This is a genomic window from Streptomyces sp. NPDC005925 (genome assembly GCF_040638805.1).
Classification (GTDB): Bacteria; Actinomycetota; Actinomycetes; order Streptomycetales; family Streptomycetaceae; genus Streptomyces.
Genome location: NZ_JBEXVL010000011.1, coordinates 23,483 through 49,797 on the forward strand (window position 1 = coordinate 23,483; position 26,315 = coordinate 49,797).

At 68.9% G+C, this 26,315-nt stretch carries 23 protein-coding genes and 1 pseudogene; 11 read left to right on the plus strand and 13 right to left on the minus strand.

Annotation, left to right across the window (positions count from 1 at the left end; genetic code table 11):
- Positions 1 to 12: 12 nt before the first annotated feature.
- The 4 genes from ABZ354_RS15660 to ABZ354_RS15675 all read right to left on the minus strand — a co-directional run bounded on the left by ABZ354_RS15660 (position 13) and on the right by ABZ354_RS15675 (position 3,811).
- Complete coding sequence (locus tag ABZ354_RS15660) at positions 13 to 507, minus strand: hypothetical protein (protein ID WP_358656945.1); 495 nt, start codon at positions 505 to 507, stop codon at positions 13 to 15.
- Positions 508 to 658: 151 nt separating this feature from the next.
- Complete coding sequence (locus ABZ354_RS15665; protein ID WP_358656947.1) at positions 659 to 1,921, minus strand: MFS transporter; 1,263 nt, start codon at positions 1,919 to 1,921, stop codon at positions 659 to 661.
- A gap of 79 nt (positions 1,922 to 2,000) precedes the next feature.
- Positions 2,001 to 3,083 (minus strand): inositol-3-phosphate synthase, encoded by a 1,083-nt coding sequence (locus tag ABZ354_RS15670; protein WP_358656949.1) that lies wholly within the window; start codon positions 3,081 to 3,083, stop codon positions 2,001 to 2,003.
- Between the two features lie 44 nt (positions 3,084 to 3,127).
- Positions 3,128 to 3,811, minus strand: coding sequence for a PadR family transcriptional regulator (locus tag ABZ354_RS15675; protein ID WP_358656951.1), 684 nt, complete (start codon positions 3,809 to 3,811; stop codon positions 3,128 to 3,130).
- A 750-nt stretch (positions 3,812 to 4,561) separates the two neighbouring features.
- Between ABZ354_RS15675 and ABZ354_RS15680 the strand changes: the two genes are divergently transcribed.
- Both ABZ354_RS15680 and ABZ354_RS15685 read left to right on the plus strand, forming a co-directional pair.
- Positions 4,562 to 6,826, plus strand: a complete 2,265-nt coding sequence (locus tag ABZ354_RS15680) for a transglycosylase domain-containing protein (protein ID WP_358657175.1) — start codon at positions 4,562 to 4,564, stop codon at positions 6,824 to 6,826.
- Between the two features lie 124 nt (positions 6,827 to 6,950).
- A complete protein-coding gene (locus tag ABZ354_RS15685; protein ID WP_358656953.1) occupies positions 6,951 to 8,468 on the plus strand; it encodes a glycosyltransferase 87 family protein in 1,518 nt (505 codons plus the stop codon).
- A gap of 133 nt (positions 8,469 to 8,601) precedes the next feature.
- On the opposite strand, the gene ABZ354_RS15690 is transcribed toward ABZ354_RS15685, so the two are convergent.
- The 3 genes from ABZ354_RS15690 to ABZ354_RS15700 all read right to left on the minus strand — a co-directional run bounded on the left by ABZ354_RS15690 (position 8,602) and on the right by ABZ354_RS15700 (position 11,331).
- Positions 8,602 to 9,633, minus strand: coding sequence for an alanine racemase (locus ABZ354_RS15690; RefSeq protein ID WP_358656955.1), 1,032 nt, complete (start codon positions 9,631 to 9,633; stop codon positions 8,602 to 8,604).
- Between the two features lie 99 nt (positions 9,634 to 9,732).
- On the minus strand, positions 9,733 to 10,854 hold the full coding sequence (gene femX, locus ABZ354_RS15695) for a peptidoglycan bridge formation glycyltransferase FemX (protein WP_358656957.1): 1,122 nt from the start codon (positions 10,852 to 10,854) through the stop codon (positions 9,733 to 9,735).
- Positions 10,855 to 11,028: 174 nt separating this feature from the next.
- Entirely contained in the window at positions 11,029 to 11,331 is a 303-nt protein-coding gene (locus ABZ354_RS15700; protein WP_358656959.1) for a hypothetical protein, read from the minus strand.
- Positions 11,332 to 11,638: 307 nt separating this feature from the next.
- On the opposite strand from ABZ354_RS15700, the gene rpsF reads away from it, so the two are divergent.
- From rpsF to rplI, 4 genes are all read left to right on the plus strand, one after another.
- Complete coding sequence (gene rpsF, locus ABZ354_RS15705; RefSeq protein WP_358656961.1) at positions 11,639 to 11,929, plus strand: 30S ribosomal protein S6; 291 nt, start codon at positions 11,639 to 11,641, stop codon at positions 11,927 to 11,929.
- A 75-nt stretch (positions 11,930 to 12,004) separates the two neighbouring features.
- Positions 12,005 to 12,592, plus strand: coding sequence for a single-stranded DNA-binding protein (locus ABZ354_RS15710; protein ID WP_358656963.1), 588 nt, complete (start codon positions 12,005 to 12,007; stop codon positions 12,590 to 12,592).
- Between the two features lie 78 nt (positions 12,593 to 12,670).
- The gene (rpsR, locus tag ABZ354_RS15715; RefSeq protein WP_003949403.1) at positions 12,671 to 12,907 is read left to right on the plus strand and encodes a 30S ribosomal protein S18; all 237 of its coding nucleotides are present in this window, start codon (positions 12,671 to 12,673) and stop codon (positions 12,905 to 12,907) included.
- 18 nt (positions 12,908 to 12,925) lie between these two features.
- Positions 12,926 to 13,372 carry a 50S ribosomal protein L9 gene (gene rplI / locus ABZ354_RS15720; protein ID WP_358656965.1) on the plus strand — a complete coding sequence of 149 codons (447 nt, stop codon included), beginning with the start codon at positions 12,926 to 12,928 and terminating at the stop codon, positions 13,370 to 13,372.
- Positions 13,373 to 13,497: 125 nt separating this feature from the next.
- Here the strand turns inward: rplI and ABZ354_RS15725 are convergent, their stop codons facing one another.
- Positions 13,498 to 14,844, minus strand: a complete 1,347-nt coding sequence (locus ABZ354_RS15725) for an MATE family efflux transporter (protein WP_358656967.1) — start codon at positions 14,842 to 14,844, stop codon at positions 13,498 to 13,500.
- A gap of 451 nt (positions 14,845 to 15,295) precedes the next feature.
- Here ABZ354_RS15725 and dnaB point away from each other — a divergent pair, with 451 nt between their 5' ends.
- The 3 genes from dnaB (at position 15,296) to ABZ354_RS15740 (ending at position 19,954) form a co-directional block, all read left to right on the plus strand.
- Complete coding sequence (gene dnaB, locus ABZ354_RS15730) at positions 15,296 to 16,771, plus strand: replicative DNA helicase (RefSeq protein WP_358656969.1); 1,476 nt, start codon at positions 15,296 to 15,298, stop codon at positions 16,769 to 16,771.
- 143 nt (positions 16,772 to 16,914) lie between these two features.
- Positions 16,915 to 18,384 (plus strand): FG-GAP-like repeat-containing protein, encoded by a 1,470-nt coding sequence (locus tag ABZ354_RS15735; protein WP_358656971.1) that lies wholly within the window; start codon positions 16,915 to 16,917, stop codon positions 18,382 to 18,384.
- A 181-nt stretch (positions 18,385 to 18,565) separates the two neighbouring features.
- Complete coding sequence (locus tag ABZ354_RS15740) at positions 18,566 to 19,954, plus strand: serine hydrolase domain-containing protein (RefSeq protein ID WP_358656973.1); 1,389 nt, start codon at positions 18,566 to 18,568, stop codon at positions 19,952 to 19,954.
- A gap of 62 nt (positions 19,955 to 20,016) precedes the next feature.
- Here the strand turns inward: ABZ354_RS15740 and ABZ354_RS15745 are convergent, their stop codons facing one another.
- Positions 20,017 to 20,469 (minus strand): GNAT family N-acetyltransferase, encoded by a 453-nt coding sequence (locus ABZ354_RS15745; protein WP_358656975.1) that lies wholly within the window; start codon positions 20,467 to 20,469, stop codon positions 20,017 to 20,019.
- Positions 20,470 to 20,574: 105 nt separating this feature from the next.
- On the opposite strand from ABZ354_RS15745, the pseudogene ABZ354_RS15750 reads away from it, so the two are divergent.
- Positions 20,575 to 20,807 (plus strand): annotated as a pseudogene (locus ABZ354_RS15750) (MFS transporter); the annotation flags it as partial.
- A 74-nt stretch (positions 20,808 to 20,881) separates the two neighbouring features.
- Here the strand turns inward: ABZ354_RS15750 and ABZ354_RS15755 are convergent.
- The gene (locus tag ABZ354_RS15755; protein ID WP_358656977.1) at positions 20,882 to 21,748 is read right to left on the minus strand and encodes a GNAT family N-acetyltransferase; all 867 of its coding nucleotides are present in this window, start codon (positions 21,746 to 21,748) and stop codon (positions 20,882 to 20,884) included.
- Positions 21,749 to 22,305: 557 nt separating this feature from the next.
- On the opposite strand from ABZ354_RS15755, the gene ABZ354_RS15760 reads away from it, so the two are divergent.
- Positions 22,306 to 23,751 (plus strand): globin domain-containing protein, encoded by a 1,446-nt coding sequence (locus ABZ354_RS15760; protein WP_358656979.1) that lies wholly within the window; start codon positions 22,306 to 22,308, stop codon positions 23,749 to 23,751.
- Between the two features lie 15 nt (positions 23,752 to 23,766).
- On the opposite strand, the gene ABZ354_RS15765 is transcribed toward ABZ354_RS15760, so the two are convergent.
- The 3 genes from ABZ354_RS15765 to ABZ354_RS15775 all read right to left on the minus strand — a co-directional run bounded on the left by ABZ354_RS15765 (position 23,767) and on the right by ABZ354_RS15775 (position 26,309).
- Positions 23,767 to 24,249 (minus strand): NUDIX hydrolase, encoded by a 483-nt coding sequence (locus tag ABZ354_RS15765; RefSeq protein ID WP_358656981.1) that lies wholly within the window; start codon positions 24,247 to 24,249, stop codon positions 23,767 to 23,769.
- Positions 24,250 to 24,651: 402 nt separating this feature from the next.
- Positions 24,652 to 25,815 carry a cystathionine gamma-lyase gene (locus ABZ354_RS15770; protein ID WP_358656983.1) on the minus strand — a complete coding sequence of 388 codons (1,164 nt, stop codon included), beginning with the start codon at positions 25,813 to 25,815 and terminating at the stop codon, positions 24,652 to 24,654.
- On the minus strand, positions 25,812 to 26,309 hold the full coding sequence (locus tag ABZ354_RS15775; RefSeq protein WP_358656985.1) for a low molecular weight protein-tyrosine-phosphatase: 498 nt from the start codon (positions 26,307 to 26,309) through the stop codon (positions 25,812 to 25,814). Before ABZ354_RS15775 ends, ABZ354_RS15770 begins: the two co-directional genes overlap by 4 nt.
- Positions 26,310 to 26,315 lie beyond the last annotated feature (6 nt).

Genomic DNA, 26,315 nt, shown 5'->3' on the forward strand with positions numbered 1-26,315 from the left:
GCATCGTCTGTACTACTTCGCGGAGTAGTCCTCAAGGCAGAGGGTGAAGTCGTCACCGCCGCCGGTCTCGGTGTACTCGCTGTACTTGGTGCGGTCGCAGCCCTGGGACGTGCCGTCCTTCTTCTCGGCGACCTTGTACTTCGCCGCGGAGTCCGTGCACTCGACAACCTCGAGGCCCGGGTCGGTCGTGCTGTTCGGGTCCGAGATGCTCATGCAGTCCCCGACCTTCGCCTGGGCGGCGTCGTCACGGCTGGCGATGTAGCCGCCCACGGCCACGCCGACGATGATCACGCCGACGACGATGTTCTTGATCGTCTTGAAGCTGAGCTTGCGGCGCGGCTGCTCCGGCGGGACCGGGGCGTACGGCGCGCCACCCTGGGGGAAGCCCGGCTGCCCGGCCTGCTGCGGGAAGCCGCCCTGAGGCGCGTGCGGGGCCTGGCCCTGAGGCTGGCCGTAGGGCTGCTGGCCCTGGGCGAACGGGTTCTGGCCCTGGGGCGGAGTCGACACTTGGGGGTCCCCCTAGAAACATAGTTCGTGATGACGCGATCATGGCGCGAAGAAGTGACGCGGACATGGCGCGAGTAAGACGAAAGTAAGCTACCGGCCCCCACTGACAACCTTGTAGCCGAGAGCGGGCTCTGTGTCGTTGATGTGACACTTACTGGCGCCCAAAACGGGCCATAGCTACAGCTACTGACGTGTAGGTAACGGCAACCGTAATAACCAGCGGGGTCGAACGGCCGTCCGGCGGCAGCATCAGGGCAGCCACTCCGGCGGCGCCGACGAACGCGACATTGAACAGCACGTCGTAAACGGAGAAAATCCGGCCACGGAAACCGTCCTCGACCGTGGCCTGTACCACGGTGTCCGTCGCGATCTTCGCACCCTGGGTGGTCAGGCCCAGCACGAACGTGGCGATCAGCAGCGGCACGGTCGCGAAGGGCAGGCCGAGGGCAGGCTCCAGCACCGCGGCCGTCCCGGCACACACGGCGATCCACCGGCCGGGCCCGAGCCGTCCGGCCGCCCACGGCGTCACCACGGCCGCAGCGAAGAAGCCGGCCCCGGACACCCCGAGCGCCAGGCCCAGCAGCGCGAGCCCTTCGCCCCGCTCCGAGGCCAGGGCGTAGCGGCACAGCATCAGCAGCATGACGAGCAGGGCGCCGTAGCAGAACCGCATCAGCGACATCGCCGCGAGCGCCCGGGCCGCCTCCCGGCGCGGCGGCGCGGCGAGATGACGGACCCCCGCGATCAGGTCGCGCGCGGCCTCGGCCACCGCCGCTGTCAGGCGCGGCCGCACCAACGCACGGTCGGGGCCCAGCAGTTCGCGCGCCATGCGCAGCGACGCCAGCGCCGCGCACAGGTACAGGGCCGCCCCCAGTAGCACCACGACGGCGTCGGAGTCGGCGCCCATGATCCGTACGACGAAGGTGAGACCGGCGCCCGCGGTCGCGGCGAGCGTCCCCGCGGTCGGGGACAGGGAATTGGCGATCATGAGGCGCTCGGCGTCGACCACGCGCGGCAGCGCGGCGGACAGGCCCGTGAGGACGAAGCGGGTCACGGCGGTGACGCACAGCGCAGAGGCGTAGAAGAGCCAGTCCGGGGCTTCGCCGAGCATCAGGACGACCGTGGCGGACGCGAGCCCGGCGCGCAGCACGTTGCCGTACAGCAGCACCTGGCGGCGGCGCCAGCGATCCAGCAGCACGCCGGCGAACGGACCGACGAGGGAGTACGGCAGCAGCAGTACCGCCATGGCCGAGGCGATCGCGCCGGGCGACGCCTGCCGCTCCGGGGAGAAGACGACGTGGGCGGCGAGCGCGATCTGGTAGACGCCGTCGGCACCCTGGGAGAGGAGCCGTACGGCGAGAAGCCGCCTGAAGCCCTGGAAGCGCAGCAGAACACGCAGGTCACGGACGACGGCCATGAGGTCCAGCCTCACATACGGGAAGGGTCCCCGGGACATGCGACCCGGGGACCCTCAACGCATGTTGCTGCAGCGGCCGTTAGCGCTCGACCGTGCCCTGGATGAACTTCTCGACGTTCTCGCGGGCCTCGTCGTCGAAGTACTGGACCGGCGGGGACTTCATGAAGTACGAGGACGCCGACAGGATCGGGCCGCCGATACCGCGGTCCTTGGCGATCTTCGCGGCGCGCAGGGCGTCGATGATGACACCCGCGGAGTTCGGGGAGTCCCAGACCTCGAGCTTGTACTCCAGGTTCAGCGGGACGTCACCGAACGCGCGGCCCTCCAGGCGGACGTACGCCCACTTGCGGTCGTCGAGCCAGGCGACGTAGTCGGACGGGCCGATGTGGACGTTCTTCTCGCCCATGTCCCGGTCCCGGATCTGGGAGGTGACGGCCTGCGTCTTGGAGATCTTCTTCGACTCGAGGCGGTCACGCTCGAGCATGTTCTTGAAGTCCATGTTGCCGCCGACGTTCAGCTGCATCGTGCGGTCCAGGACGACGCCCCGGTCCTCGAACAGCTTCGCCATGACGCGGTGCGTGATGGTGGCGCCGACCTGCGACTTGATGTCGTCACCCACGATCGGCACGCCCGCCTCGGTGAACTTGTCCGCCCACTCCTTCGTACCGGCGATGAAGACCGGCAGGGCGTTGACGAAGGCGACCTTCGCGTCGATGGCGCACTGGGCGTAGAACTTCGCCGCGGCCTCGGAGCCGACCGGCAGGTAGCAGACCAGGACGTCGACCTGCTTGTCCTTCAGGACCTCGACGACGTCGACGGGCTCCTCCGCGGACTCCTCGATGGTCTCGCGGTAGTACTTGCCGAGACCGTCGAGGGTGTGGCCGCGCTGGACCTGGACACCGGTGTTCGGCACGTCGCAGATCTTGACGGTGTTGTTCTCGGAGGCGCCGATGGCGTCCGCGAGATCCAGACCGACCTTCTTGGCATCCACGTCGAAGGCGGCGACGAACTCGACGTCGCGGACGTGGTAGTCACCGAACTGCACGTGCATGAGTCCGGGGACCTTGCCCGTCGGGTCGGCGTCCTTGTAGTACTCGACTCCCTGCACCAGCGATGCGGCGCAGTTGCCCACACCGACGATGGCTACGCGAACCGAACCCATTCCGGTTGCTCCCTGTGTGTACGAGTGAGGCCGCTCGGCGGCTCTCACGTGGCGGTGTCGCCGGGCGTATCCGGCCGGGGATCGTCCCCGGACCGGGGCAGGCCGCCCGTCGCTCCAGATGTGGTGTCGTGCTGAGCGGACCCTCCTGAGGCAGAACGCCGCAGGTCCCGTCCGGCCCGCTCGCTCTCAATGAGCTCGTTCAGCCAGCGCACTTCGCGCTCCACGGACTCCATCCCGTGGCGCTGGAGCTCAAGTGTGTAGTCGTCGAGGCGCTCCCCGGTGCGCGTCAGCGAGAGGCGCAACTTCTCCAGCCGCTCCTCCAGCCGGCTGCGGCGGCCCTCCAGCACGCGCATGCGGACGTCCCGTGACGTCTGCCCGAAGAAGGCGAAGCGAGCGGCGAAGGTCTCGTCCTCGTAGGCGTCCGGTCCCGTCTGGGAGAGCAGTTCCTCGAAGTGCTCCTTGCCTTCCGCCGTCAACCGGTAAACGATCTTGGCGCGGCGTCCGGTGAGCGGAGCGGCGAGGGCGTCCTCACTGGTGTTTCCCGGCTCCTCGGTCAACCAGCCGTTCGTGACCAGCGTCTTGAGGCACGGGTACAGCGTTCCGTAGCTGAAAGCCCGGAACACACCCAGTGACGTGTTGAGCCGTTTGCGCAGCTCATAGCCGTGCATCGGGGACTCGCGGAGCAGGCCGAGGACAGCGAACTCGAGGATCCCGGAACGCCGGCTCATCGTCGCCTCCTCTCTGCCGCGGTCGTGCCGTGACGGGCTCGCACCCTGCTTGAGCCCTGCTATATGCCGGGCTGATGTATCGACTCGATACATCCAGACGATAGAACGCCCCTCCGGATGGGACAAGAGGGATAGTGGTGAACGGGATCACATCAACGATTCATCGCAGGCGACTTGCCTGTTTTGAGGGGAAGTTCTGGGCTAGGCGGGTTTTGGCGGTGCGTAGTCTGTGCGGCATGCACACCACCGGGAACCGAGTGAGGCGTGAGGGCGTCGTCGTCCTCGGTGCAGTACGGGTGAATGAGCAACTGACTGCATCCGTATGTCGGGGGGACCGGAAACCAGTCGCCGTTTCCAGGCGCGCAAAGGTGCGCCTGCCCGAGGAGTAGTCGTTCGATGAGCGAGCACCGTCGCAAACCGCCGCAGCCGCAGGGGGGCGGACGTGCCGCAGCCCGACGTGGCCAGTCCGGCGCGTCTTCCGGCCGCCGCGCGGCACCGCGAGGCGACACCGGGTCTCCGTCCGGCGCGTACGAGACGGAGGGCGAGGAGCGTCCGTACGGCGGACGCGCCGAGGCCCGTCGTGCGGCCCAGCGCAATGGAGGAGGACGCCGCAGAGCGGCAGAACCGGGACGCGGAGGCCGGCGCAGCGCGCCGGGCGGTCCGAACGGCCGGGGCCGCGCAGGCGCCGCACCCGGCGCCAAGCGCATGATCGACTATCCACGCCACGGCAAGGACGGGTGGCGGCGCTGGATGCCGTCCTGGAAGCTCGTCTCCGGCCTGTGCCTGTTCTTCTTCGGCAGCCTGGTCACGGCGGTCGGCGTCGGCTACGCGATCGTGAGCGTCCCCTCCGAGGAGAACACCGCCGCGCTGTCGCAGAACAACGTCTACTACTGGGCCGACGGCAGTCAGATGGTCGCCACCGGCGCCGGTCAGAACCGGCAGAACGTCACCATCGACCGGATCCCCAGGGAGATGCAGCTGGCGGTGATCTCGGCCGAGAACAAGTCGTTCTACGAGGACTCGGGCGTCGACCCCATGGGTATCGCCCGGGCTCTGGCCAACATGGCCCGGGGCGGGGACACGCAGGGTGGTTCGACCATCACCCAGCAGTTCGTGAAGAACACCTACCTGAGCCAGGACCAGACCCTCACCCGTAAGTTCAAGGAACTGTTCATCTCGGTCAAGGTGGGCACGAAACTCTCCAAGCCCGAGATCCTCCAGGGCTACCTGAACACCTCGTACTACGGTCGTGGGGCCTACGGCATCCAGGCCGCCGCCCAGACCTACTACGGCAAGGACGCGGTCAAGCTCAACACGAGTGAGTGCGCCTTCCTCGCCGCTCTGCTCAAGGGCCCGACGTACTACGACCCGGCGGGCAACGAGAACCTCGACCGCACGGCCACCGCCGAGGCCAACCGCAAGCGGTCCGAGGCGCGCTGGGGCTGGATCCTGGGCGAGATGCGCAAGGACCATGGCATCTCGGAGGCCCAGTACCAGAAGGCGATCAAGAAGTACCCGACCCCCCAGGGGCGCAAGGCGATCAAGGGCATGACCGGGCAGACCAGCTACCTGGTCGACACGGCCAAGAAGTACGTCCTGAACCACTCGAACATCAGTGAGGCCAAGTTCGACCAGGGCGGCTACCAGATCTACACGACCTTCGAGAAGGACAAGGTCGAGGCGCTCAACAAGGCCGTGAGGAAGATCGAGAAGCAGAAGATCAACCCGAAGCGCGAGCTGGACAAGCACGTCCAGTTCGGTGCGGCCTCGGTGAAGCCCAACGACGGTGCGATCGTCGCCCTCTACGGTGGTGCGGGTTACGAGAACAACCACTTCAACAACAACGCGGACACGTCCGGTGTCCCCGTCGGATCGACGTGGAAGCCCTTCGTTCTCGCCGCGGCCATGGAGCACGGCACGTACGAGACCAACGGTGAAGGCATCTCGCCGCTGAGCAAGTACAACGGCAACGATCACCTGAAGGTCCGCAAGCCGGACGGCAGCTACTACCTGCGCAAGGACAACTCGGTCTTCTACCAGGAGAACGAGTCGGATCATCGCTGGGGATACATCACCCTGCGCAAGGCCATGGAGCAGTCCATCAACACGCCGTTCGTCCAGCTGGGCGTGGACGTGGGAATGGAGAAGGTACGGGACGTGGCGAAGGCGTCCGGCATCCTGGACCAGTCGTTCGCCTATCTCAATCCGTCCTTCGCGCTCGGTACGTCGACTCCCAGCGCGATCCGTATGGCCGACGCGTACGCCACGTTCGCGGCCTCCGGCAAGCAGACCGCGCCCTACTCGGTGAAATCCGTGAAGGAGGGGGGCCAGGAGCTCGAAGGCTTCGACAAGCCCAAAGCCGCGCAGGCGATGCCGGAGAACGTGGCCAACAACGTCACCGACGTACTGCAGAACGTGATCAAGAACGGTACGGGTAAGAACGCGCTCGCCCTGGGCCGTACGGCGGCCGGCAAGACCGGTACCACCGACGAGAACAAGTCCGCCTGGTTCGTCGGCTACACCCAGCAGCTGTCGACCTCGGTCGCCATGTTCCGTGAGGACCCGGAGAGCCACAAGCTGCTCTCCATGAACGGCACGGCGGGCGTGGACTCCATCCACGGTGGTGACATCCCGACATCGGTGTGGACCGAGTACATGAAGGCCGCGCTGGCCGACAAGCCCGACCCGGGCTTCCCGGAAGCCACCAAGATCGGTGAGATCGCGGACCAGCCGGGCGCACCCTCCCCGAGCCCGAGCGCCACGGCGTCGCCCAGCCAGTCGGCGAGCGAGTCGCCGAGCGCGTCTCCGACCGGGCCCAGTCTGCCTCCGACGCCGTCGACGTCCGGGACGTGCAGTCCGTGGGACTTCGACTGCGAGGAGACCGGTGGCAACAGCAACGGAGGAGCCGACACCGGAGGCGGCGGGGTGACGCCCACGCCGACAGGAACCGCGACGGACGATCCCGGGAACAGCAGAGGCAACGGCAATGGAGGCCTCTTCGGAGGCACCGGTTAACCGCCTTATCGTCTGGCAAGGGTGTTTCACGTGAAACACCCTTGCCGGGGTGTTTCACGTGAAACGTGGGCCGCCGCACCTCGGGTGCGGCGGCCCTCCGCGTTCTGCTGGGGTGTACGGCAGGATGGGCGACATGCCCAGTGCAGAATCGACGCAAGCGAGCGTGCACGAGCCGGACCCGGTGCGGCCGACCCGGGAGGACGAGGTCGCCGCAGCCGGCAGCGAACTGTTCGGCGGCCCGGTGGGACGGCGTGCCCTGCTCGGGACGTCCTGGTGGACGCCCGTGCGGGTGGTCACGCTCGTGGCGATCGGCATGTTCGCCCTCGGCCTGATCCAGAAGGCGCCCTGCTACAACGGCGCCTGGTTCTTCGGAGCCGGCTCGCAGTACACCCATGCCTGCTACTCGGACATCCCGCACCTGTACGCGGGGCGCGGCTTCTCCGAGGGGCTCGTGCCGTACTTCGACAAGCTGCCCGGTGACATGCAGTACCTCGAGTACCCGGTGCTGACCGGCGTGTTCATGGAGGTGGCGGCCTGGCTCACGCCCGGCAGCGGCAGCATCCAGCACCAGGAACAGTGGTACTGGATGGTCAACGCCGGGATGCTCATGGTGTGCGCGGCCGTCATCGCCGTCTGCGTGGCCCGGACCCACAGCCGGCGCCCTTGGGACGCCCTGCTGGTCGCCCTGGCGCCCGCCGCGGCTCTGACCGCCACCATCAACTGGGACCTGCTGGCGATCGCTCTGACGGCCGCAGCGATGCTGATGTGGGCGCGGGGCCGCTCCCTCGCGTTCGGTGTCCTCCTGGGGCTCGCCACGGCCGCCAAGCTCTATCCCTTCCTGCTCCTGGGCGCCCTGCTCGTGCTGTGCTGGCGCGCGGGCCGCTGGCGGGAGTACGGGGTGGCACTGGGCGGCGCGGTGATCGCCTGGCTCGTGGTGAACGTGCCGGTGATGCTGTTCGCCTTCGAGGGCTGGTCGAAGTTCTACACATTCAGCCAGGAGCGGGGCGTCGACTTCGGCTCCTTCTGGCTGATCATGGCCCAGAACTCGAAGGACCCGCTCAGCACCGAGACCGTCAACACCCTCGCCATGGTGCTCATGCTGGTGTGCTGCGCGGGCGTCGCCGCACTCGCGCTGATGGCGCCGCGCCGGCCGCGCTTCGCCCAACTGGCTTTCCTGATCGTCGCGGCGTTCATCCTCACCAACAAGGTCTACTCCCCGCAGTACGTCCTGTGGCTGGTCCCGCTGGCGGCGCTGGCCCGGCCGAAGTGGCGGGACTTCCTGATCTGGCAGGCCTGCGAGGTGACGTACTTCCTCGGAATCTGGCTGTACCTCGCGTACACGACCAGCGGTGACGCCCACAAGGGACTGCCCCAGGACGGCTACCACTGGGCCATTGCCGCCCATCTGGTCGGGACGCTGTACCTGTGCGCCGTCGTCGTACGGGACATCCTCATGCCGGAGCGCGATCCGGTGCGCCGCGGCGGCGACGACGACCCGTCGGGCGGTGTCCTCGACGGGGCTGAGGACGTCGTCGTGTTCGGCCCCGCTGCCCATCCCCCGCGGCACGCGGCGCACTTCGAGGCGGCGGAGGCGCCGCGGGTGCGGTGGGGCGAGCAGGAGACGACGGATGGTTCGCTCTGAGCGAACAACGTGCACCGCGGCCGGTCACAGGCCGCGCCCGGCAGGCGAATGGCCGTACACGGAACCTCCCGTGTACGGCCATTCGGCCGCTGTTGCCGCGCTTGTCCGGCGGATGCCGACGCCGGACCGCGGGTCAGCGGTCCAGGATGCGGTCGAACTGCGTGGTGGTGTGCCGCAGATGGGCCACCAGCTCGTCGCCGACCTTCGGCTCCGGCGAGTCCGAGGGCACGAACAGGATCGAGACCTGCATGTGTGGCGGCTCGGCGAACCAGCGCTGCTTGCCCGCCCAGACGAACGGCGAGAGGTTCCGGTTGACCGTCGCGAGGCCGGCACGGGCGACTCCCTTGGCGCGAGGCATCACGCCGTGCATCGCCTTCGGAGCCTCGAGGCCCACCCCGTGCGACGTACCGCCCGCCACGACCACCAGGAAGCCGTCCGAGGCGGCCTTCTGCTGCCGGTAGCCGAAGCGGTCGCCCTTGGAGACGCGGGTGACGTCCAGCACGGAGCCGCGGTACTCGGTGGCCTCGTGGTCCCCCAGCCACAGCCGCGTGCCGATACGGGCGCGGAACCGGGTCTGCGGGAACTGCTGCTGGAGCCGGGCGAGTTCCCCGGCCTTGAGATGGCTGACGAACATCGTGTGCAACGGCAGCCGGGCCGCGCGCAGCCGGTCCATCCAGCCGATGACCTCCTCGACGGCGTCCGAGCCGTCGGTGCGATCCAGCGGCAGATGGATGGCGAAGCCCTCGAGGCGGACGTTCTCTATGGCCGCGTGCAGCTGCGGAAGGTCCTGCTCGCTGATGCCGTGCCGCTTCATCGAGGACATCACCTCGATGACCACACGGGCGCCCACGAGACCGTACACGCCGTCTATCGACGACACCGAGCGCACCACCCGGTCGGGCAGCGGCACCGGCTCCTCGCCGCGCCGGAACGGCGTCAGCACCAGCAGGTCCCCGCCGAACCAGTCCTTGATGCGGGCGGCCTCGTAGGTCGTGCCGACGGCGAGCATGTCGGAACCGAGCCGTGTGGCCTCCTCCGCCAGCCGCTCGTGGCCGAAGCCGTAGCCGTTGCCCTTGCAGACGGGGACCAGGCTCGGAAACTGATCCTGCACGTGCTTGTGATGCGCCCGCCAGCGCGCGGTGTCGACGTAGAGCGTGAGCGCCATGGCCGGACCTGGAACCTTTCTCGTGGCTGCGGTTGTGGTGGGGGGAAGCTCTGGAAGCCGGTCGGTGGAGCCGTGGGGCCGTCCGCGCGAACGGCTGGGTCAGCGCCGCGACATGTAGATGTCGAGGGCCTTGTGGAGCAGCTTGTTCAGCGGGAAGTCCCACTCGCCGAGGTACTCGGCGGCCTGGCCGCCGGTGCCCACCTTGAACTGGATCAGACCGAAGAGGTGGTCGGACTCGTCCAGCGAGTCGGAGATGCCGCGCAGGTCGTAGACGGTGGCGCCCAGCGCGTAGGCGTCGCGCAGCATCCGCCACTGCATGGCGTTCGACGGCCGCACCTCGCGGCCGATGTTGTCCGAGGCGCCGTAGGAGTACCAGACGTGCCCGCCGACGATCAGCATCGTCGCCGCCGAGAGGTTCACGCCGTTGTGGCGGGCGAAGTACAGCCGCATGCGGTTGGGGTCCTCGGAGTTGAGGGCCGTCCACATGCGCTGGAAGTACGACAGCGGCCGCGGCCGGAAGTGGTCGCGCACAGCCGTGATCTCGTACAGTCGCTGCCATTCCTGGAGGTCGTCGTAACCTCCCTGGACGACCTCGACGCCAGCCTTCTCGGCCTTCTTGATGTTGCGCCGCCACAGCTGGTTGAAATTCTTGTGGACCTCTTCCAGCGAGCGGTTCGCCAGCGGCACCTGGTACACGTACCGCGGCTGGACGTCGCCGAAGCCGGCGCCGCCGTCCTCGCCCTGCTGCCAGCCCATGCGCCGGAGCTTGTCGGCGACCTCGAAGGCGCGCGGCTCGATGTGGTCGGCCTCGATGTCGCGCAGACGCTTGACGTCCGGGTTCTGAATCCCGGCCTTGATGGAGGCGGCCTCCCAGCGGCGGATGATCACCGGCGGGCCCATCTTCACGGAGAACGCGCCCTGCTGCTTCAGATGCGCCAGCATCGGCTCGATCCAGTCCTGCAGATTCGGCGCGAACCAGTTGATGACCGGGCCTTCGGGCAGATAGGCGAGATAGCGCTTGATCTTGGGGAGCTGCCGGTAGAGAACCAGACCCACGCCGACCAGCTCGCCGTTGCGCTCGTCGAACCAGCCGAGATTCTCCGAGCGCCATTCGGCCTTCACGTCGGCCCACGCCGGGACCTGCATGTGGCTCGCCGCCGGCAGGCTCTGGAGGTAGGCCAGATGCTGCTCGCGACTGATGGTCCTCAGGGTCAGGCTCATTCGGGGCGCTCCTCGGGCTGGTGTGTCCCCATGGATACAGGGGCTCCGGCTCTCGCGCCGAAGCCTACTGGGCCCCGCGAGCGCCGCGACTGGGCACGTGGCACGTTCGCCCGGCCCTGGGGGAAGGGCCGGGCGGGTCGTGCGGTGCCGGAGAGGTGGCGGACTTCCGCCGCGTCAGCCGAAGAGTCCGCCGTGCGCCATGGCGAGGAAGAACCCGATTCCGGAGGCGCCGAGGCCCAGGATCAGGCCGAAGCGCTCACGTGTCGTCTCCGAGACCCACTGGCCGTAGGCGCCGGTGGCGATTCCCACCAGGCCGGTCCACGAGCTCAGCAGGTGCAGGCTGTGGAACATCGCGGTGACGAACGACGTGAGGCCCAGCACCAGGGTCACCGCGAGCAGCGTGTCCTGGAGGGGGTGGGGTTTGCCGTCGGTGGCGAAAAGGCCTCCGACGGTATTGGGTCGCATTGCCTGTGCCATGGGGCACCTCCTGCGAAAGGCGGCGGATCGTAGCGCCATACACACCCGATGTGTACAGATTGACGGGGTTGGCAGCCGGATTTCAACCGCTGGCGGGTGTGCGGGTAGTCTGTACGGTCTGCACCGGTGTCTGCCCGGACAGCGCCAGGCACGCGTCAGGATCCGTCCCGGCCCGACCTGGGAAACCGCCGAACAACTCCCGTTGTCAGTGGGGGCTGTTTTACTGACGGGCACTGTTGCGTACGCATCACGACCCTCCTGCCACGGAACGACCGTGGCCGCTGAGTCCAAAGGAGGTGGGTTCCACATGCGTCACTACGAAGTGATGGTCATCCTCGACCCCGACATCGAGGAGCGTGCTGTCTCCCCGCTGATCGAGAACTTCCTCTCTGTCGTCCGTGACGGCGGCGGAAAGGTCGAGAAGGTCGACACCTGGGGCCGTCGTCGTCTCTCGTACGAGATCAAGAAGAAGCCCGAGGGCATCTACTCGGTCATCGACCTGCAGGCCGAGCCTGCGGTCGTCAAGGAGCTCGACCGCCAGATGAACCTGAACGAGTCGGTCCTCCGGACCAAGGTCCTCCGTCCCGAGATGCACTGAGCTTCGGCTCAGCTGATCCGGGATTCCGAGTAGCAGCACCAGCAGCCAGCAGCAAACCCGCCGAGAGGTTCCCCCATGGCAGGCGAGACCGTCATCACGGTCATCGGCAATCTTGTCGACGACCCCGAGCTGCGCTTCACCCCGTCCGGTGCGGCCGTCGCGAAGTTCCGTGTCGCGTCCACCCCCCGCACCTTCGACCGTCAGACGAACGAGTGGAAGGACGGCGAGAGCCTGTTCCTGACCTGCTCGGTCTGGCGTCAGGCGGCGGAGAACGTTGCCGAGTCGCTCCAGCGAGGCATGCGCGTCATCGTGCAGGGCCGGCTGAAGCAGCGGTCCTACGAGGACCGTGAGGGCGTCAAGCGCACGGTCTACGAGCTGGACGTCGACGAGGTCGGCCCCAGCCTGCGCAACGCCACGGCCAAGGTCACCAAGACCACCGGCCGCGGTGGCCAGGGCGGTTACGGCGGCGGTGGCGGCGGTCAGCAAAGTGGCGGCGGCTGGGGCGGAGGCCCCGGTGGCGGTCAGCCGGCCGGCGGTGCTCCTGCCGACGACCCCTGGGCCACGGGCGCTCCCGCCGGTGGCGGCCAGCAGGGTGGCGGCGGCTGGGGCGGCGGTTCCGGCTCCGGCGGCGGTGGCGGCTACTCGGACGAGCCCCCCTTCTAGGCCTCAGGGCCGGGTCTTCGGACTCGGCCGGCCGAGGTGGGCCGTACCCACACTTCTTGATCACACAGGAGAATCACCATGGCGAAGCCGCCTGTGCGCAAGCCGAAGAAGAAGGTCTGCGCTTTCTGCAAGGACAAGGTCACGTACGTGGACTACAAGGACACGAACATGCTGCGGAAGTTCATTTCCGACCGCGGCAAGATCCGTGCCCGCCGCGTGACCGGCAACTGCACGCAGCACCAGCGTGACGTCGCCACGGCCGTCAAGAACAGCCGTGAGATGGCGCTGCTGCCCTACACCTCCACCGCGCGATAAGGGAAGGGTGACCGACACATGAAGATCATCCTCACCCACGAGGTCTCCGGCCTCGGTGCCGCGGGCGACGTCGTTGACGTCAAGGACGGTTACGCTCGCAACTACCTGATCCCGCGGAAGTTCGCTATCCGCTGGACCAAGGGCGGCGAGAAGGACGTCGAGCAGATTCGTCGTGCTCGCAAGATCCACGAGATCCAGACCATCGAGCAGGCCAACCAGGTGAAGGCCCAGCTCGAGGGTGTCAAGGTTCGCCTGGCTGTCCGCGCGGGCGACGCCGGTCGCCTCTTCGGTTCCGTCACCCAGGCCGACATCGCTTCGGCGATCAAGGCTGCCGGTGGTCCCGAGGTCGACAAGCGTCGCATCGAGGTCACCTCGGCGATCAAGACGCTGGGCGCCCACGAGACGTCCGTGCGCCTGCACCCCGAGGTTGCCGCCAAGGTCAACATCGAGGTCGTCGCGGCCTGAGTGCCGTGCTCGCAGTAGCGACAAGTGGGGCCGCATCCTCCGGGGTGCGGCCCTCTCGCATGCCGGGCCCTTGTTTCACGTGAAACACGGGCCCTTTCGTCGTTTCACGTGAAACGACGAGAGCGTCAGCGAGTCGCTCCGGTGACGATCCAACGGCCCGACCGGCTGCGTGCCCACAGAGTCAGCAGTCGCACGGTCATCATCAGCATCATGGTGACCCACAGTGCGGTGAGCCCGCCGCCGACGGCGGGTATCAGCAGGGCCGCCGGGGTGAAGACCGCCAGGGTGATCAGCATGGCCCACGCGAGGTAGGGTCCGTCTCCTGCGCCCATCAAGACGCCGTCCAGGACGAAGACCACGCCACTGATTGGCTGGGAGAGCGCCACGATCACCAGCGCCGGGAGGGCAGTGTCCGTGACCGCCGAGTCACTGGTGAACAGAGGCAGGAGGACAGGACGCGCGAGCACCACCAGCACGCCGAGCACGACACCGGCGGCCACGCCCCACTGGACCATCCGGCGGCAGGCGACCTTGGCTCCTTCGGCGTCCCCCGCCCCGAGGTAGCGCCCGATGATGGCCTGCCCGGCGATGGCTATGGCGTCGAGGGCGAAGGCGAGCAGGCTCCACACGGACAGGATGATCTGGTGAGCCGCGATGTCGGCGTCCCCCAGGCGCGCCGCGACGGCGGTGGCGATCATCAGGATGGCGCGCAGCGAGAGGGTGCGGACCAGCAGAGGTGCCCCCGCCTGGGCGGAGGCCCTGATCCCGGCGGCGTCGGGCCGCAGGGAGGCGCCGTGCCGACGGGCGCCACGGACGACCACTGCGAGGTACACCAGGGCCATGCCCCACTGGGCGATGACGGTGCCCCAGGCAGAGCCGGCGACCCCCAGGTCGGCGCCGTAGACGAGGACGACGTTGAGGGCGGCGTTGGAGACGAAGCCTCCGACGGCGACGTACAGCGGCGTTCTGGTGTCCTGCAGTCCGCGCAGGACACCGGTCGCTGCGAGGACGACGAGCATGGCAGGGATGCCGAGCGACGAGATCCGAAGATAGGTGGTGGCGTACGGGGCGGCTGTTCCCGAGGCGCCGAAGAGGTCGACCAGGCCGGGTGCGGTGGGCAGGACGACGGCGATGACGACCGCACCGAGCAGCAGGGCGAGCCATACGCCATCCATGCCCTGCCGGATCGCGGCCTTCAGATCGCCGGAGCCGACGCGACGGGCGACGGCCGCCGTGGTGGCGTAGGCGAGGAAGACGAAGATGCTCACGGCGGTGCCGAGGAGGGCGGAGGCGACGCCGAGTCCGGCGAGTTGTGCCGTGCCCAGATGGCCGACGATCGCACTGTCGACCATGACGAAGAGGGGTTCGGCGACGAGCGCGCCGAAAGCAGGGAGGGCAAGCGCGACGATCTCCCGGTCGTGCCGTCGGCGGAGCTCAGGGGAGTGCGCGGGGGCCTGTGTCATGAGCACCAATCTAATCGTCCACAGGTAAGAGATGCAAAGCCTCGTTACCCCTTACATACGCTCTCGTTGTGTGACCCTCCGTGTGCCACTCGCGTGGATCTTGGCCTGACTGGGAAAGTTTTTCTTCTGCACAGCCGGTGGACGGGAGATATGCAGGTCAGAGCCATGCTGTCACCTCAGGTCGACGCTTGTTCACAGGGCTGTCCACCGGGTCGTGCACAGGTTTCGCGGAGTTCTCCACAGCATCCGGGCCGTCGTCCACATGGCCTGTGGATAACCAGATTGGCTGACGGTGCCGACGGGCCTACGGTGGACCGGCGCCCGCTCCGTCAGCCGGTTTCGCAAACACCGTAAAACCGGCGCGCCAGAACCGGAGTTGGGCGTCTCGATTTGTCAGTGCCGTGCCGTAGAACTGAGGGGCACGGCGAGGTCCGCTCGGCGGACGGGAGGAGGTGGCTCGGTGAGTATTTCCGAGCCCTTGGACGACCCGTGGGCCGACAGCGGTCCCAGTGATCGTCTGCCCTCCCGGCGCCGCGGCGACGGAGGCCGCGGCCGTGACGAGCAGCACGACCGCGGTGGGGACAGCGGCGCCTGGGACGGGGGAGGTTCGGCGTTCGAGCGCGTGCCGCCCCAGGACCTCGATGCCGAGCAGTCCGTCCTCGGCGGCATGCTGCTCTCCAAGGACGCCATCGCCGACGTGGTGGAGATCCTCAAGGGCCACGACTTCTACAAGCCGGCTCACGAGACGATCTACCAGGCGATCCTCGACATCTACGCCAAGGGCGAGCCTGCCGACCCCATCACGATCGCCGCCGAGCTGACGAAGCGCGGCGAGATCAACAAGGTCGGCGGTGCCTCGTATCTCCACACGCTGGTCCAGACGGTGCCGACGGCGGCAAACGCGGCGTACTACGCGGAAATCGTGCACGAGCGTGCCGTCCTGCGCCGCCTGGTCGAGGCCGGCACCCGCATCACGCAGATGGGATACGCGGCCGACGACGACGTCGACGAGATCGTCAACCGCGCCCAGGCGGAGATCTACGCCGTCACCGAGCAGCGCACCAGCGAGGACTATCTGCCGCTCGGCGACATCATGGAGGGCGCGCTCGACGAGATCGAGGCGATCGGCTCCCGCAGCGGCGAGATGACCGGTGTGCCGACGGGGTTCACCGACTTCGACTCGCTCACCAACGGCCTGCACCCGGGGCAGATGATCGTCATCGCCGCGCGTCCCGCCATGGGCAAGTCGACCCTCGCGCTCGACTTCGCCCGGGCCGCGTCGATCAAGAACAACCTGCCGAGCGTCATCTTCTCGCTCGAGATGGGCCGCAACGAGATCGCGATGCGTTTGCTGTCCGCCGAAGCCAGAGTGGCCCTGCACCACATGCGCTCGGGCACGATGACGGACGAGGACTGGACGCGCCTGGCCCGACGGATGCCGGACGTCTCGGCCGCCCCGCTCTTCATCGACGACTCTCCCAACCTGTCGATGATGGAGATCCGTGCCAAGTGCCGCCGTCTCAAGCAGCGCAACGACATCAGGCTGGTCGTCATCGACTACCTCCAGCTGATGCAGTCCGGCGGATCCAAGCGCGCCGAGAGCCGTCAGCAGGAGGTCTCGGACATGTCCCGCAACCTCAAGCTGCTGGCCAAGGAACTGGAGATCCCGGTCATCGCACTCTCGCAGCTGAACCGCGGTCCCGAGCAGCGCACCGACAAGAAGCCCATGGTCTCCGACCTGCGTGAGTCCGGTTCCATCGAGCAGGACGCCGACATGGTCATCCTGCTGCACCGCGAGGACGCCTATGAGAAGGAGTCGCCCCGCGCGGGCGAGGCCGACCTGATCGTGGCCAAGCACCGAAACGGTCCCACGGCGACGATCACGGTCGCCTTCCAGGGGCACTACTCGCGCTTCGTGGACATGGCGCAGACGTAACTCCGGCTTGTGCGGGGGTTCCGGGTGCCTTGCCCGCCCACCACGAACCCGGCGCCAACCTCCGCCGAACTCCGTACAACCAGCTCCACCCCTCGACGGTCACACCAGACAACCCGCGCCCCGTCGACCGAGTGAGAGCCTCCGTGCCATACAGCCGCCGCATCCTGACGTACGCCATCGCAGCCACCGCTGCGGCCACCGCCGGGTTCGTGTTCCCGTCCGGTGCCACCGCTGCCGCACCCCGTGCCGCCACGAGCGACTTCAACGGCGACGGCTACGCGGACCTCGCCGTCGGCGTCCCGGACGGGACGGTTGGCGGCCAGGCCAAGGCCGGGTACGTGAACGTCGTCTGGGGCGGATCGAAGGGCATCGGCGCCTACGGAAGCATCCGTGTCACCCAGGCCACCCCCGAGGTTCCCGGCAGCCCGGAGGCGGGGGACCGCTTCGGCGCATCCGTGGCCCTGACGGACCTCAACGGCGACGGCATAGCGGAACTGCTCGTCGGTGTTCCCGGCGAGGACGTCACCGACCGCGGTACGGACGCGGGCATGGTCATCGTCATAGGCGGCTCCAAGGACGGGCCGGGGCCGGGGGCGACGGTGCTCACCGGGCCGTCGCCGTCGGCCGCGTACGGCAGATCGGCCGCGGCAGCCGACCTCACCGGCGACGGCAACAAGGAGATCGTGATCGGCGGCACGGACAAGGTCGTCGCTCGTGTCGCCCAGGGTGAAGACAGCATGGTCACCACCGTCGTCTCCGCCCCCATGGGTGGCCGCGCCCCGGTCCTGGCCACCGGCGACTTCGACAGCGACGGCACCGCGGACCTGGCCGTGGCGTACTGGACGGCGGGCGACCCCTCCACGCAGTCCCACGTGCGCCTGTGGAAGTGGGACGCCGACCAGGCCGCGATGGCCAACTTCTGGAACACGGACAACGCCGGTGTGAGCACCCTGGCCGCCGGCGACTTCGACGGCGACGGTCACGACGACCTGGCCCTCGGCGAATGCCGTGAGATCGCCGACGAGAACATCGACGACCCGTGCGGCCCCGAAGTACTCGCCAAGGGCGGCGGCATCCACATTCACTACGGAGACCAGGCGGGCGGCTCGTTCGGCGGCCGCGCCCAGACTCTCAACCAGGACACGGAGGGTGTCCCGGGCGTGAGCGAGGACGGCGACCGCTTCGGCGCCGCCCTCGCCGTCGCCGACGTCGACCGCGACGGCCGTGACGATCTGGTCGTGGGTGCTCCCGGTGAGGCCATCGGAAGCGAAGCGGGGGCGGGCGCCGCCTGGCTGCTCCACGGCGGCGCTCAGGGCCTGCTCGACGCCGACGGCGCTGCCCTGTCCGTCGCCTGGAACCAGGACACGGACAGCGTCCCGGGCGTCGCCGAGGCGGGCGACACCTTCGGCGCGGCGGTCGCCTCGGGTGACGGCAACGCCGACGGCGTCCCGGATGTCACGGTCGGATCCCCTGGCGAGAATGCCTCCCTGGGCGCCGTATGGCTCCTCCCCAGGGGCTCGGCCGGCGGCTCGGCGGCCTTCTCGCCCCGCTCGCTCGGCCTCCCGTACCTTTCCACGGCTCAGAAGTACGGCAAGCCGCTGAGCAGCCGTTGAGGACGCCCCACGGTCACGGCGCCCGCCCTCACAGCGTCGTTGGTCGTTGGGCGACGGGCCGATCAACCGGAGTGGGGGGAGTGCAGCGGCGGCTGAGATCCCGCGTCACGGCCGCGGGTGCCGTTGCCCCGCTTCCAGGAATGGGCTCGACGTCGTGGCCGGCGCGGGGTGGACTGGGGGCATGACGACCACCCAGCAAGACCTCCTACCGGGCACCCGTCGTGCCCTGACACACCGGATCGCCGTCGCGCAGGCCGAAGGGCGGGCGCCGTCACTGGTCGCGGCTGTCGTCCGGGACGGGCGGACCGTCTGGCACGGGTCACGCACCTCGGTGGACGGGCACGGGCCGGACGAGAAGGTGCAGTACCGGATCGGGTCCATCACCAAGACCTTCACCGCGGTGCTGGTGATGAGACTGCGGGACGACGGCCTGCTCGACCTCACGGACCCCCTGGAGAAGCATCTGCCGGACAGCGGCGCGGGGGAGGCGACGGTCGCCGAACTGCTGTCGCACACCGCGGGGTTGGCCGCCGAGTCGCCGAGCCCGTGGTGGGAGCGCACCCCCGGGTCGCTGCGTCCCGAACTTGCCGACGTCCTCGGTGAACAGCCGTACCGTCATCCGATCGGTCGGCGGTTCCACTACTCGAACCCCGGTTACACGTTGCTGGGCGCGCTGGTCGAAAAGCTGCGTGGCGCTCCGTGGGAGGACGTCCTCCGGCGGGAAGTGCTCGAACCCCTCGGCCTCGACCGGACCGGCGGGCAGCCCCTGGCACCGCATGCCGTTGGCTGGGCCGTGCACCCGTGGGCGGACGTGATGCTGCCCGAACCCCTCGAGGACCTTGGGCGCATGGCGCCGGCCGGACAACTGTGGTCGACGACCAATGACTTGGCGCGCTTTGCCGTGTTTCTGGTCCGGGGCGACGAGCGTGTGCTGAGCGCCGAGTCGTTGCGGGAGATGCGAACGCCTTCGGCGCCGGCGCCCGAAGCCGCAGACGTGGGGGCCGGTTACGCGTACGGCCTCGGCCTGGAGCTGCGTCACTCGCACGGGCGGGTCCTGGTCGGGCACGGCGGCTCGCTGCCGGGCTTCCTCGCCGGCCTCACGATCAGTGTGGAGGACGACGTGGCGGCGGTCGTGCTGACCAACTGCACTTCCGGGCCGCTCGTGGCGACGGTCGCCGCAGACCTCGTCCGTATCGTCGCCGACGCCGAACCACGCATCCCCGAGCCCTGGCGGCCCATGCGCGCGGCGGACAGACCGGCCCTTGAACTTGCCGGCCAGTGGTACTGGGGCACGCACTCCTTCGCCCTACGGCTCATGGCCGACGGCCTGCTGTCCCTGGGGCCCCTGTCCGGCAACGGGCGCACCTCGCGGTTCCGGGCCAACGGCGACGGCACCTGGACCGGGCTGGAGGGGTACTACGCCGGAGAGCTGCTGAAGGCGGTGCGACGCGCCGACGGGACCGTCAGCCACCTGGATCTGGGCTCCTTCACGTTCACGCGCCTGCCGTATGACGAGGACGCTCCTGTGCCCGGCGGCGTGGACCCTGAGGGCTGGCGGGGGATCGGGTAGCCGCCGCTGTCTCCCTGAAGCCCCGCCAGGGCCTGTTTCACGTGAAACAGGCCCTTCACGCGTTACAGCGAGAGCTTGAAGCCCACGTGCGAGCCTGTGAATCCGAGTCGCTCGTAGAAGCGGTGGGCGTCCTTGCGGGTGCTGTCGGAGGTCAGCTGCACCAGCTGACACCCTTCCCTGCGCGACTCCTCGATCGCCCATTCGATGAGCTGAGTCCCGAGACCGCTGCCCCGCTCGTCGGCGTGGACGCGTACGGCTTCGATGATCGAGCGGGTGGCACCACGTCGGGACAGCCCGGGGACGATGGTCAGCTGGAGTGTGCCGACGACACGGTCCTCCCGTACGGCGGCGACGAGCTTCTGGTTGGGATCACGGGCCAGTCGCTCCAAGGCCGCCCTGTACGGGGTCAGGTCGTCCGGGGACTCCCGCTGGGCGCCCAGCGGGTCGTCCGCGAGCAAGGCGACGATGGCGGGAATGTCGTCAGCCACGGCGGGGCGTATGTCGAGGTCTGTCATGCCTCGACCCTAAGCGGACACGTGCGGCGACTCAGCACTCCACGACTCAACGGCGCGGGACCGTCGGGGCGAGTCCGGTTGGCGGTGGCGCTGTTAGGTGCTTCACGGGCACACGGCACGCCGACGCCCGCGTCAGCTGTGAACCTCGGCGCCTTCTACTGGGGCAACGCCCGGCCCGCCTGGCTCGGCGGCCTCGTCTCCGCGGCCGGCCTGCGCTACACCGCCCCCAACGGGATCGGCGCGGCGGTCGCCGGAGGAGCGCTGCTCCTCGCGGTCCTGTGCGCGTTCTGGAGCGCCGTGACCGTGTCCCCCTCGCGGTGGTGACGGGCTCCGCGCCCGGCCGAGCCCGTCACCGCGATCCGCCACTGAGCGGCGGCCTGCGTGGCGTCTCAGCGACGACCCGCGACGCGCGTCACCCGGCCGCCACCGTCAGCGGCGCGAACCGCCGTTGCCAATCCCCGGGCAGCTCCGTGATCCCGTGGGTCATCACCGCGTTGAAGGCGACCGACTCCAGCCCGCGCTCTTTCGCCCAGACCAGCAACTCCTCGTGCCGTACGTCGATGTCGGTGCGCAGCGGGCGGTCGGTGTGGGCTGCCAGCGAGGCGATGAGGGCCTTCGCGGTGCCGGTGTCCCGGGCGATCAGCGGACCCACGACGTGAGTCTGCATGTTGGGCCAGATGGCCGCGTACCCGGTCAGTCGGCCGTCGGCCACGGCGACGCGCAGCTGGTCGGCGAAGGCGGGAAGCCGGGTGATGATGTGCGTCCGGTCGGTGCCGAAGACCTCTTCGTCCAGCCGGAGGATCGCGCCGAGGTCTTCGGCGGTGGCCGGGCGGGTGGCCACCTCGGGTTCCCGGTCCTCGGGTGTGAAGTGGCCGCGTACCATCTCGGCCCGCCCTGCGACCTTGAAGTCGAGCTCCTCGTAGAGTGGCATGCCGTTCGGAGTGGCGTGCAGGGTGAGAGGCGTCGTGCCCAACTCGGAGACGACGTGACGCATAAGTCGGCGTCCCACCCCCCGACGGGCGTGCCGATCAGCGACCAGCACCATGCCGAGGGCCGCGAGCGTGGGGCGCTCCAGCGGCCCGTACCGAGTGACGACGCAGGCGCTGACGAGCCCGCCCTCGGGGTCGTCGATGCCGTAGCCCGTCCCGGCCGTCAGAAGGAAGCTCCACTTCTGCTCCTCGCGTGGCCACCCCCGATTCTCGGACAAGTCGGCGCAGGCGGCGAGATCGCGGAACGTCAGACGGCGGATGGGAAGAGAGGCGAGGGAAGGAGTCGGCACGCAGGTCAGGCTGTACGAAGCGAGCCTTCGGCGTCCACCTGTTTCCGGCTATCCGCATGAGTTTTGGTCATGTGCTCGCGGGTCGGGGTTCCGCGGTTACGGCTACAGGGTGTTTCACGTGAAACATCCAGGAACGGTGAGCGCTGACTCCGCTCCGCCTCGCAGAGGGCGCTCCGCCGAGGCCCGGAAACAGGTCGTGGCCGCAATGGGCGTCCTCGCCTCGGTCTCATGCCGAGACTCGCAGTTGGCTGACACCGAGGTAAGCCTCGCGTTGTCGGATCGTGAGAACCCAACCGGACTTGTGTGCGCCGCGGCGCCCGGTATGGTCGACTCCGGTTCGCGTCGGGAGGGACGGGACGCATCCGCGCGGACCAGCGACGGGTGCCGCGGCCACGTCACGCTCTCGCCCACTTGACCGTACGGGGCAGAAACGCGGGTTGCAGGGGAAATACGGGGCGATTGTGGCCGCATGGGCCGAGAATCCGGGCGGAACGCGATCCGCCCACCGGATGAGCGCAGGCACCTTCCGACTGAGAAACGCGCAGACCGACCGAAAGATGTTCGAGGCGAGGCACACCATGGACGCTCCGACCACCAGGTCGGCCGACGACGGCGCGGGCGAAGGGGGCGGCTGGTTCACATCACGCCACCAGCCGCCGACGGGTCCGGGCATTGAAGCAGGCACCAGGCAAGGCCATCCAGCGAACCTGCGACCCGTGGACCTGCGACCGATGGATTCAAAGCCGGTGGATTTGAGGCCGGTGGATTTACGACCGGTGGGCAGGCCGATGCCCCGCGGAGTGCGAAGCCCTGGAAGGGATGTCGGGACAGACATCGAGCTTCGGGTGGCCGCCCAGCGTCCGGCACTGCCATCAGTGTCCGCCGCCGAGAAGGGATCCCCGGATGCGATCCTCGTCCGCCGTACCCTGGCGGAGGTCACCCCGGTCGCCGACGAGGTGACCTCGTACTTCTACGCCCTGCTGTTCGTGCGCCATCCCGGTCTGAGGGAGCTGTTTCCGGCGGCGATGGACATTCAGCGGGACCGGCTGCTCAAGGCCCTGCTCACCGCGGCCGAGTACATCGACAACACCGAGACCCTAGTCGACTACCTGGGGAAACTCGGCCGAGGACACCGTAAGTACGGCACGCGCCCCGAGTACTACCCCGCCCTCGGCGAATCCCTCATCGCCGCACTGAGCACGTACGCCTCCAGCGTCTGGGACGTTGAGACGGAGGCGGCCTGGATCCGGACGTACACGACGATCTCGCAGGTCATGATCGACGCGGCGGCCGAGGACGAGCTGCGCGCCCCGGCCTGGTGGCACGCCGAGATCGTCACACACGAGCTCAGGACCCCGGACGTAGCCGTCATCACGGTCCGACCGGACCAGCCCTATCCCTTCCTGGCCGGGCAGTACACGAGCCTGGAGACTCCCTGGTGGCCGCGCGTGTGGCGGCAGTACTCCTTCGCCTCGGCGCCCCGCTCCGACGGACTGCTCGCGTTCCACGTGAAGGCGATTCCCGCCGGCTGGGTATCCAACGCTCTGGTGCACCGGGCGTGCCCCGGCGACATCATCCGGCTCGGCCCGCCGACCGGCTCGATGACCGTCGACCACACCACCGACAGCGGCCTGCTCTGCCTCGGCGGGGGCACGGGCATCGCGCCCATCAAAGCACTGGTCGAAGAGGTCGCCGGGCACGGTGAGCGGCGCCCGGTGGAGGTGTTCTACGGAGCCCGCACCGACCACGACCTGTACGAACTCGACACGATGCTCCGACTCCAGCAGGCCCACTCCTGGTTGTCCGTCCGCGCCGTCATCGACGAACCGGCGCGCCGCCGACTGCCCGACGCGATCCGTGCTTACGGCCCGTGGTACGAGTACGACGCGTATGTCTCAGGCCCGCCCGGCATGATCCGCAGCGGCGTGAACTCCCTCAGGAACATGGGCATCCCCACGGAGCGCATACGGCACGACAGGGTCGAGGAACTCGTTGGCCCCTGACGCGCGCGGCTGGGATCAGCCCAGGTCGGGCGCGTGCATGGCGCGCACACCTTCGATGTTGCCGTCGAGGTAGTGCCGCAGGGACAGCGGTACGAGGTGCACGGAGGCGATGCCGACCCGGGTGAACGGCACCCGCACGATCTCGTACTCGCCGGCGGGCTCCTCCACCTCCGGACCGTGCCGCAGAGCCGGGTCCATCGACTCCAGGTTGCAGACGAAGAAGTGCTGCACCTTCACGCCGGTCGCCCCTTCGTCCTCCCCGATGTGCTCGACGGTGTCGACGAAACAGGGCACCACATGCGTGATCTTGGCGCCGAGCTCCTCGTACACCTCGCGGTGCAGGGCGTCGACGACGGTCGGGTCGTCCGGCTCGACCCCGCCACCAGGAGTAACCCAGTAAGGATCGACGCCGGGCTTGGTGCGCTTGATCAGAATCAAGTCGTCACCGTCCAGCAGGACGGCGCGGGCAGTGCGCTTGACCACGGGTCGGACGGTCATGGGAGGAATGTGGCCCGGCTGGTTCCACGTGAAACATCGCCAAACGTCACGGAACGCGTCCTGAGAGTAAGAACCTCGCGGGCCGCGCTGAGCGCCCTTCGGCCCGGGAGCCGCACGGGCCCTGCCCAGCGCCCGTCGACCGCCGCCCGGAGCGACCACGCGAGCCCACGGGACCTCGGAACCCCGCGATCACCGCGATCACCGCGATCACCCCGATCACCCCGATCACCGAGCCTATGAGACCAGCCGACTCGTGAGACCGCCAGACCACCAACCGCCCGGATGGCGTGACGGACGGTTCGAGGCTCCCGCCGGTGACTCGGAACGTCCTTCTCGTTACCGCACGCTGTGCCACTCGGCTCGCGCGGTCTCACGGTCTGCTGGCGCCGGCTCCGGAGCCGGTCAGCTCACCGACTCGTCGAGGGCGCGGAGCAGGTCCGCGATCAGGTCCTCAGGATCTTCGGCGCCGACCGAGAGGCGGATGAAGCCTTCCGGCACCGCGTCGCCGCCCCAGCGTCCGCGCCGCTCGGCCGTGGACCGCACCCCGCCGAAGCTGGTCGCGTCGTCCACGAGTCGCAGCGCGTCGAGGAAACGGTCGGCCCGCGCGCGGGAGGGCAGAGTGAACGAGACCACACACCCGTAGCGCCGCATCTGCCGCGAGGCGGTCTCGTGCGAGGGGTCGTCGGGCAGCCCCGGGTGGCGCAGCCCCGTCACCTCGGGGCGCCCCCGCAGCGTTTCGGCGACCCTGAGAGCGGTCGTGTTCTGCCGGTCGACGCGCAGATGGAGGGTGGCGATCGAGCGGTGCGCCAGCCAGGCCTCCATGGGCCCGGGGATGGCACCCACGATCTTCCGCCAGCGCCGTACGGCGGCCATCGTCTCGGCGTCGTGGCCCGTGACGTAACCGAGGAGGATGTCGCCGTGGCCGGTGAGCTGCTTGGTGCCGCTGGCCACCGAGAAGTCGGCGCCGAGCTCCAGTGGACGCTGGCCGAGTGGCGTCGCGAGCGTGTTGTCGACGGCGACCAGGGCGCCACACGCGTGGGCCGCCTCGGCGAGCCGCCGGATGTCGCACACGTCGAGCCCCGGGTTGGACGGCGTCTCGATCCACAGCAGCTTCGCGCCGTCGAGGACGTCGAGCTGGGCGTTGCCGCCGGTGGGCGCGGTGCGCACCTCGACGCCGTACGCCTCGAGCTGGGCGCGCACCAGCGGCAGCGCCTGATAACCGTCGTCGGGAAGGACGACCGCGTCCCCGGCGCGCAGCTGGGAGAACAGCACCGACGAGATGGCGGCCATGCCGGAAGCGAACACGAGTGTCTCGGCACCGTCCTGCCCGGGTGCCTCCAGCTCGCCGATGGCGCGCTCCAGCAGGGTCCACGTGGGGTTCTCGTCCCGGCCGTAGGTGTACGGGCCCGTAGGGTCGCCCGGCAGGTGGAAGTGGGCGGCGAAAACCGGCCCCGGCAGCGTCGGCTCGTGCTTGACCGGTTCGGGCAGTCCCGCCCGTACCGCGCGCGTGCCGTCACCGGCGTCCGCGGACCCGGCACCCCCGTTGCCCGTAGCGGGATCGCTCATGCCGCCCGTCCTCTCACTTGCTCACGTACCGCGACGAGCAGACCGTCGCTCGCCGCCTCCACCATCTCAAGACACTCCTCGAAACCGGCCGCGCCCCCGTAGTACGGATCCGGTACGTCGAAGTCGGTGCCGTTGTCGACGGCGGGGTCGTAGGAGCGCAGCAGGTGGACCTTCCGCGCGTCCTGCTCCGTCGGCGCCAGGCCCCGCAGCGCCCCGAGGTGCCCGGCGTCGAGGGCGAGAACCAGATCGAGGCGGGAGAACCAGGACGCCTCGAACCGGCGGGCCGTGTGAGCCGCGCCGTAGCCGTGCCCGGCCAGCACGGTGACCGTTCGCGGATCGGCGCCCTCCCCCTCGTGCCAGCCGTTCGTGCCGGCGCTGTCGACCTCGACCGGGCCATCGAGCCCGGCCTCCTCGACGCGGGCCCGGAAGACCGACTCGGCCATCGGGAACCGCCAGATGTTGCCGGCGCAGACGAAGCAGACGCGGTAGGGCATCCCCGC

Bases quoted from the DNA above. Each gene is read 5' to 3' on its own strand.
- ABZ354_RS15665 (WP_358656947.1), bottom strand. From the start codon at position 1,921: ATGGCCGTCGTCCGTGACCTGCGTGTTCTGCTGCGCTTCCAGGGCTTC.
- ABZ354_RS15740 (WP_358656973.1), top strand. From the start codon at position 18,566: ATGACGACCACCCAGCAAGACCTCCTACCGGGCACCCGTCGTGCCCTG.
- ABZ354_RS15680 (WP_358657175.1), top strand. From the start codon at position 4,562: ATGCCGTCCTGGAAGCTCGTCTCCGGCCTGTGCCTGTTCTTCTTCGGC.
- ABZ354_RS15710 (WP_358656963.1), top strand. From the start codon at position 12,005: ATGGCAGGCGAGACCGTCATCACGGTCATCGGCAATCTTGTCGACGAC.
- ABZ354_RS15745 (WP_358656975.1), bottom strand. From the start codon at position 20,469: ATGACAGACCTCGACATACGCCCCGCCGTGGCTGACGACATTCCCGCC.
- ABZ354_RS15700 (WP_358656959.1), bottom strand. From the start codon at position 11,331: ATGGCACAGGCAATGCGACCCAATACCGTCGGAGGCCTTTTCGCCACC.
- ABZ354_RS15685 (WP_358656953.1), top strand. From the start codon at position 6,951: ATGGGCGACATGCCCAGTGCAGAATCGACGCAAGCGAGCGTGCACGAG.
- ABZ354_RS15775 (WP_358656985.1), bottom strand. From the start codon at position 26,309: ATGCCCTACCGCGTCTGCTTCGTCTGCGCCGGCAACATCTGGCGGTTC.
- ABZ354_RS15675 (WP_358656951.1), bottom strand. From the start codon at position 3,811: ATGAGCCGGCGTTCCGGGATCCTCGAGTTCGCTGTCCTCGGCCTGCTC.
- ABZ354_RS15760 (WP_358656979.1), top strand. From the start codon at position 22,306: ATGTTCGAGGCGAGGCACACCATGGACGCTCCGACCACCAGGTCGGCC.
- ABZ354_RS15690 (WP_358656955.1), bottom strand. From the start codon at position 9,633: ATGGCGCTCACGCTCTACGTCGACACCGCGCGCTGGCGGGCGCATCAC.
- ABZ354_RS15765 (WP_358656981.1), bottom strand. From the start codon at position 24,249: ATGACCGTCCGACCCGTGGTCAAGCGCACTGCCCGCGCCGTCCTGCTG.
- rplI (WP_358656965.1), top strand. From the start codon at position 12,926: ATGAAGATCATCCTCACCCACGAGGTCTCCGGCCTCGGTGCCGCGGGC.
- rpsF (WP_358656961.1), top strand. From the start codon at position 11,639: ATGCGTCACTACGAAGTGATGGTCATCCTCGACCCCGACATCGAGGAG.
- ABZ354_RS15770 (WP_358656983.1), bottom strand. From the start codon at position 25,815: ATGAGCGATCCCGCTACGGGCAACGGGGGTGCCGGGTCCGCGGACGCC.
- femX (WP_358656957.1), bottom strand. From the start codon at position 10,854: ATGAGCCTGACCCTGAGGACCATCAGTCGCGAGCAGCATCTGGCCTAC.
- rpsR (WP_003949403.1), top strand. From the start codon at position 12,671: ATGGCGAAGCCGCCTGTGCGCAAGCCGAAGAAGAAGGTCTGCGCTTTC.
- ABZ354_RS15670 (WP_358656949.1), bottom strand. From the start codon at position 3,083: ATGGGTTCGGTTCGCGTAGCCATCGTCGGTGTGGGCAACTGCGCCGCA.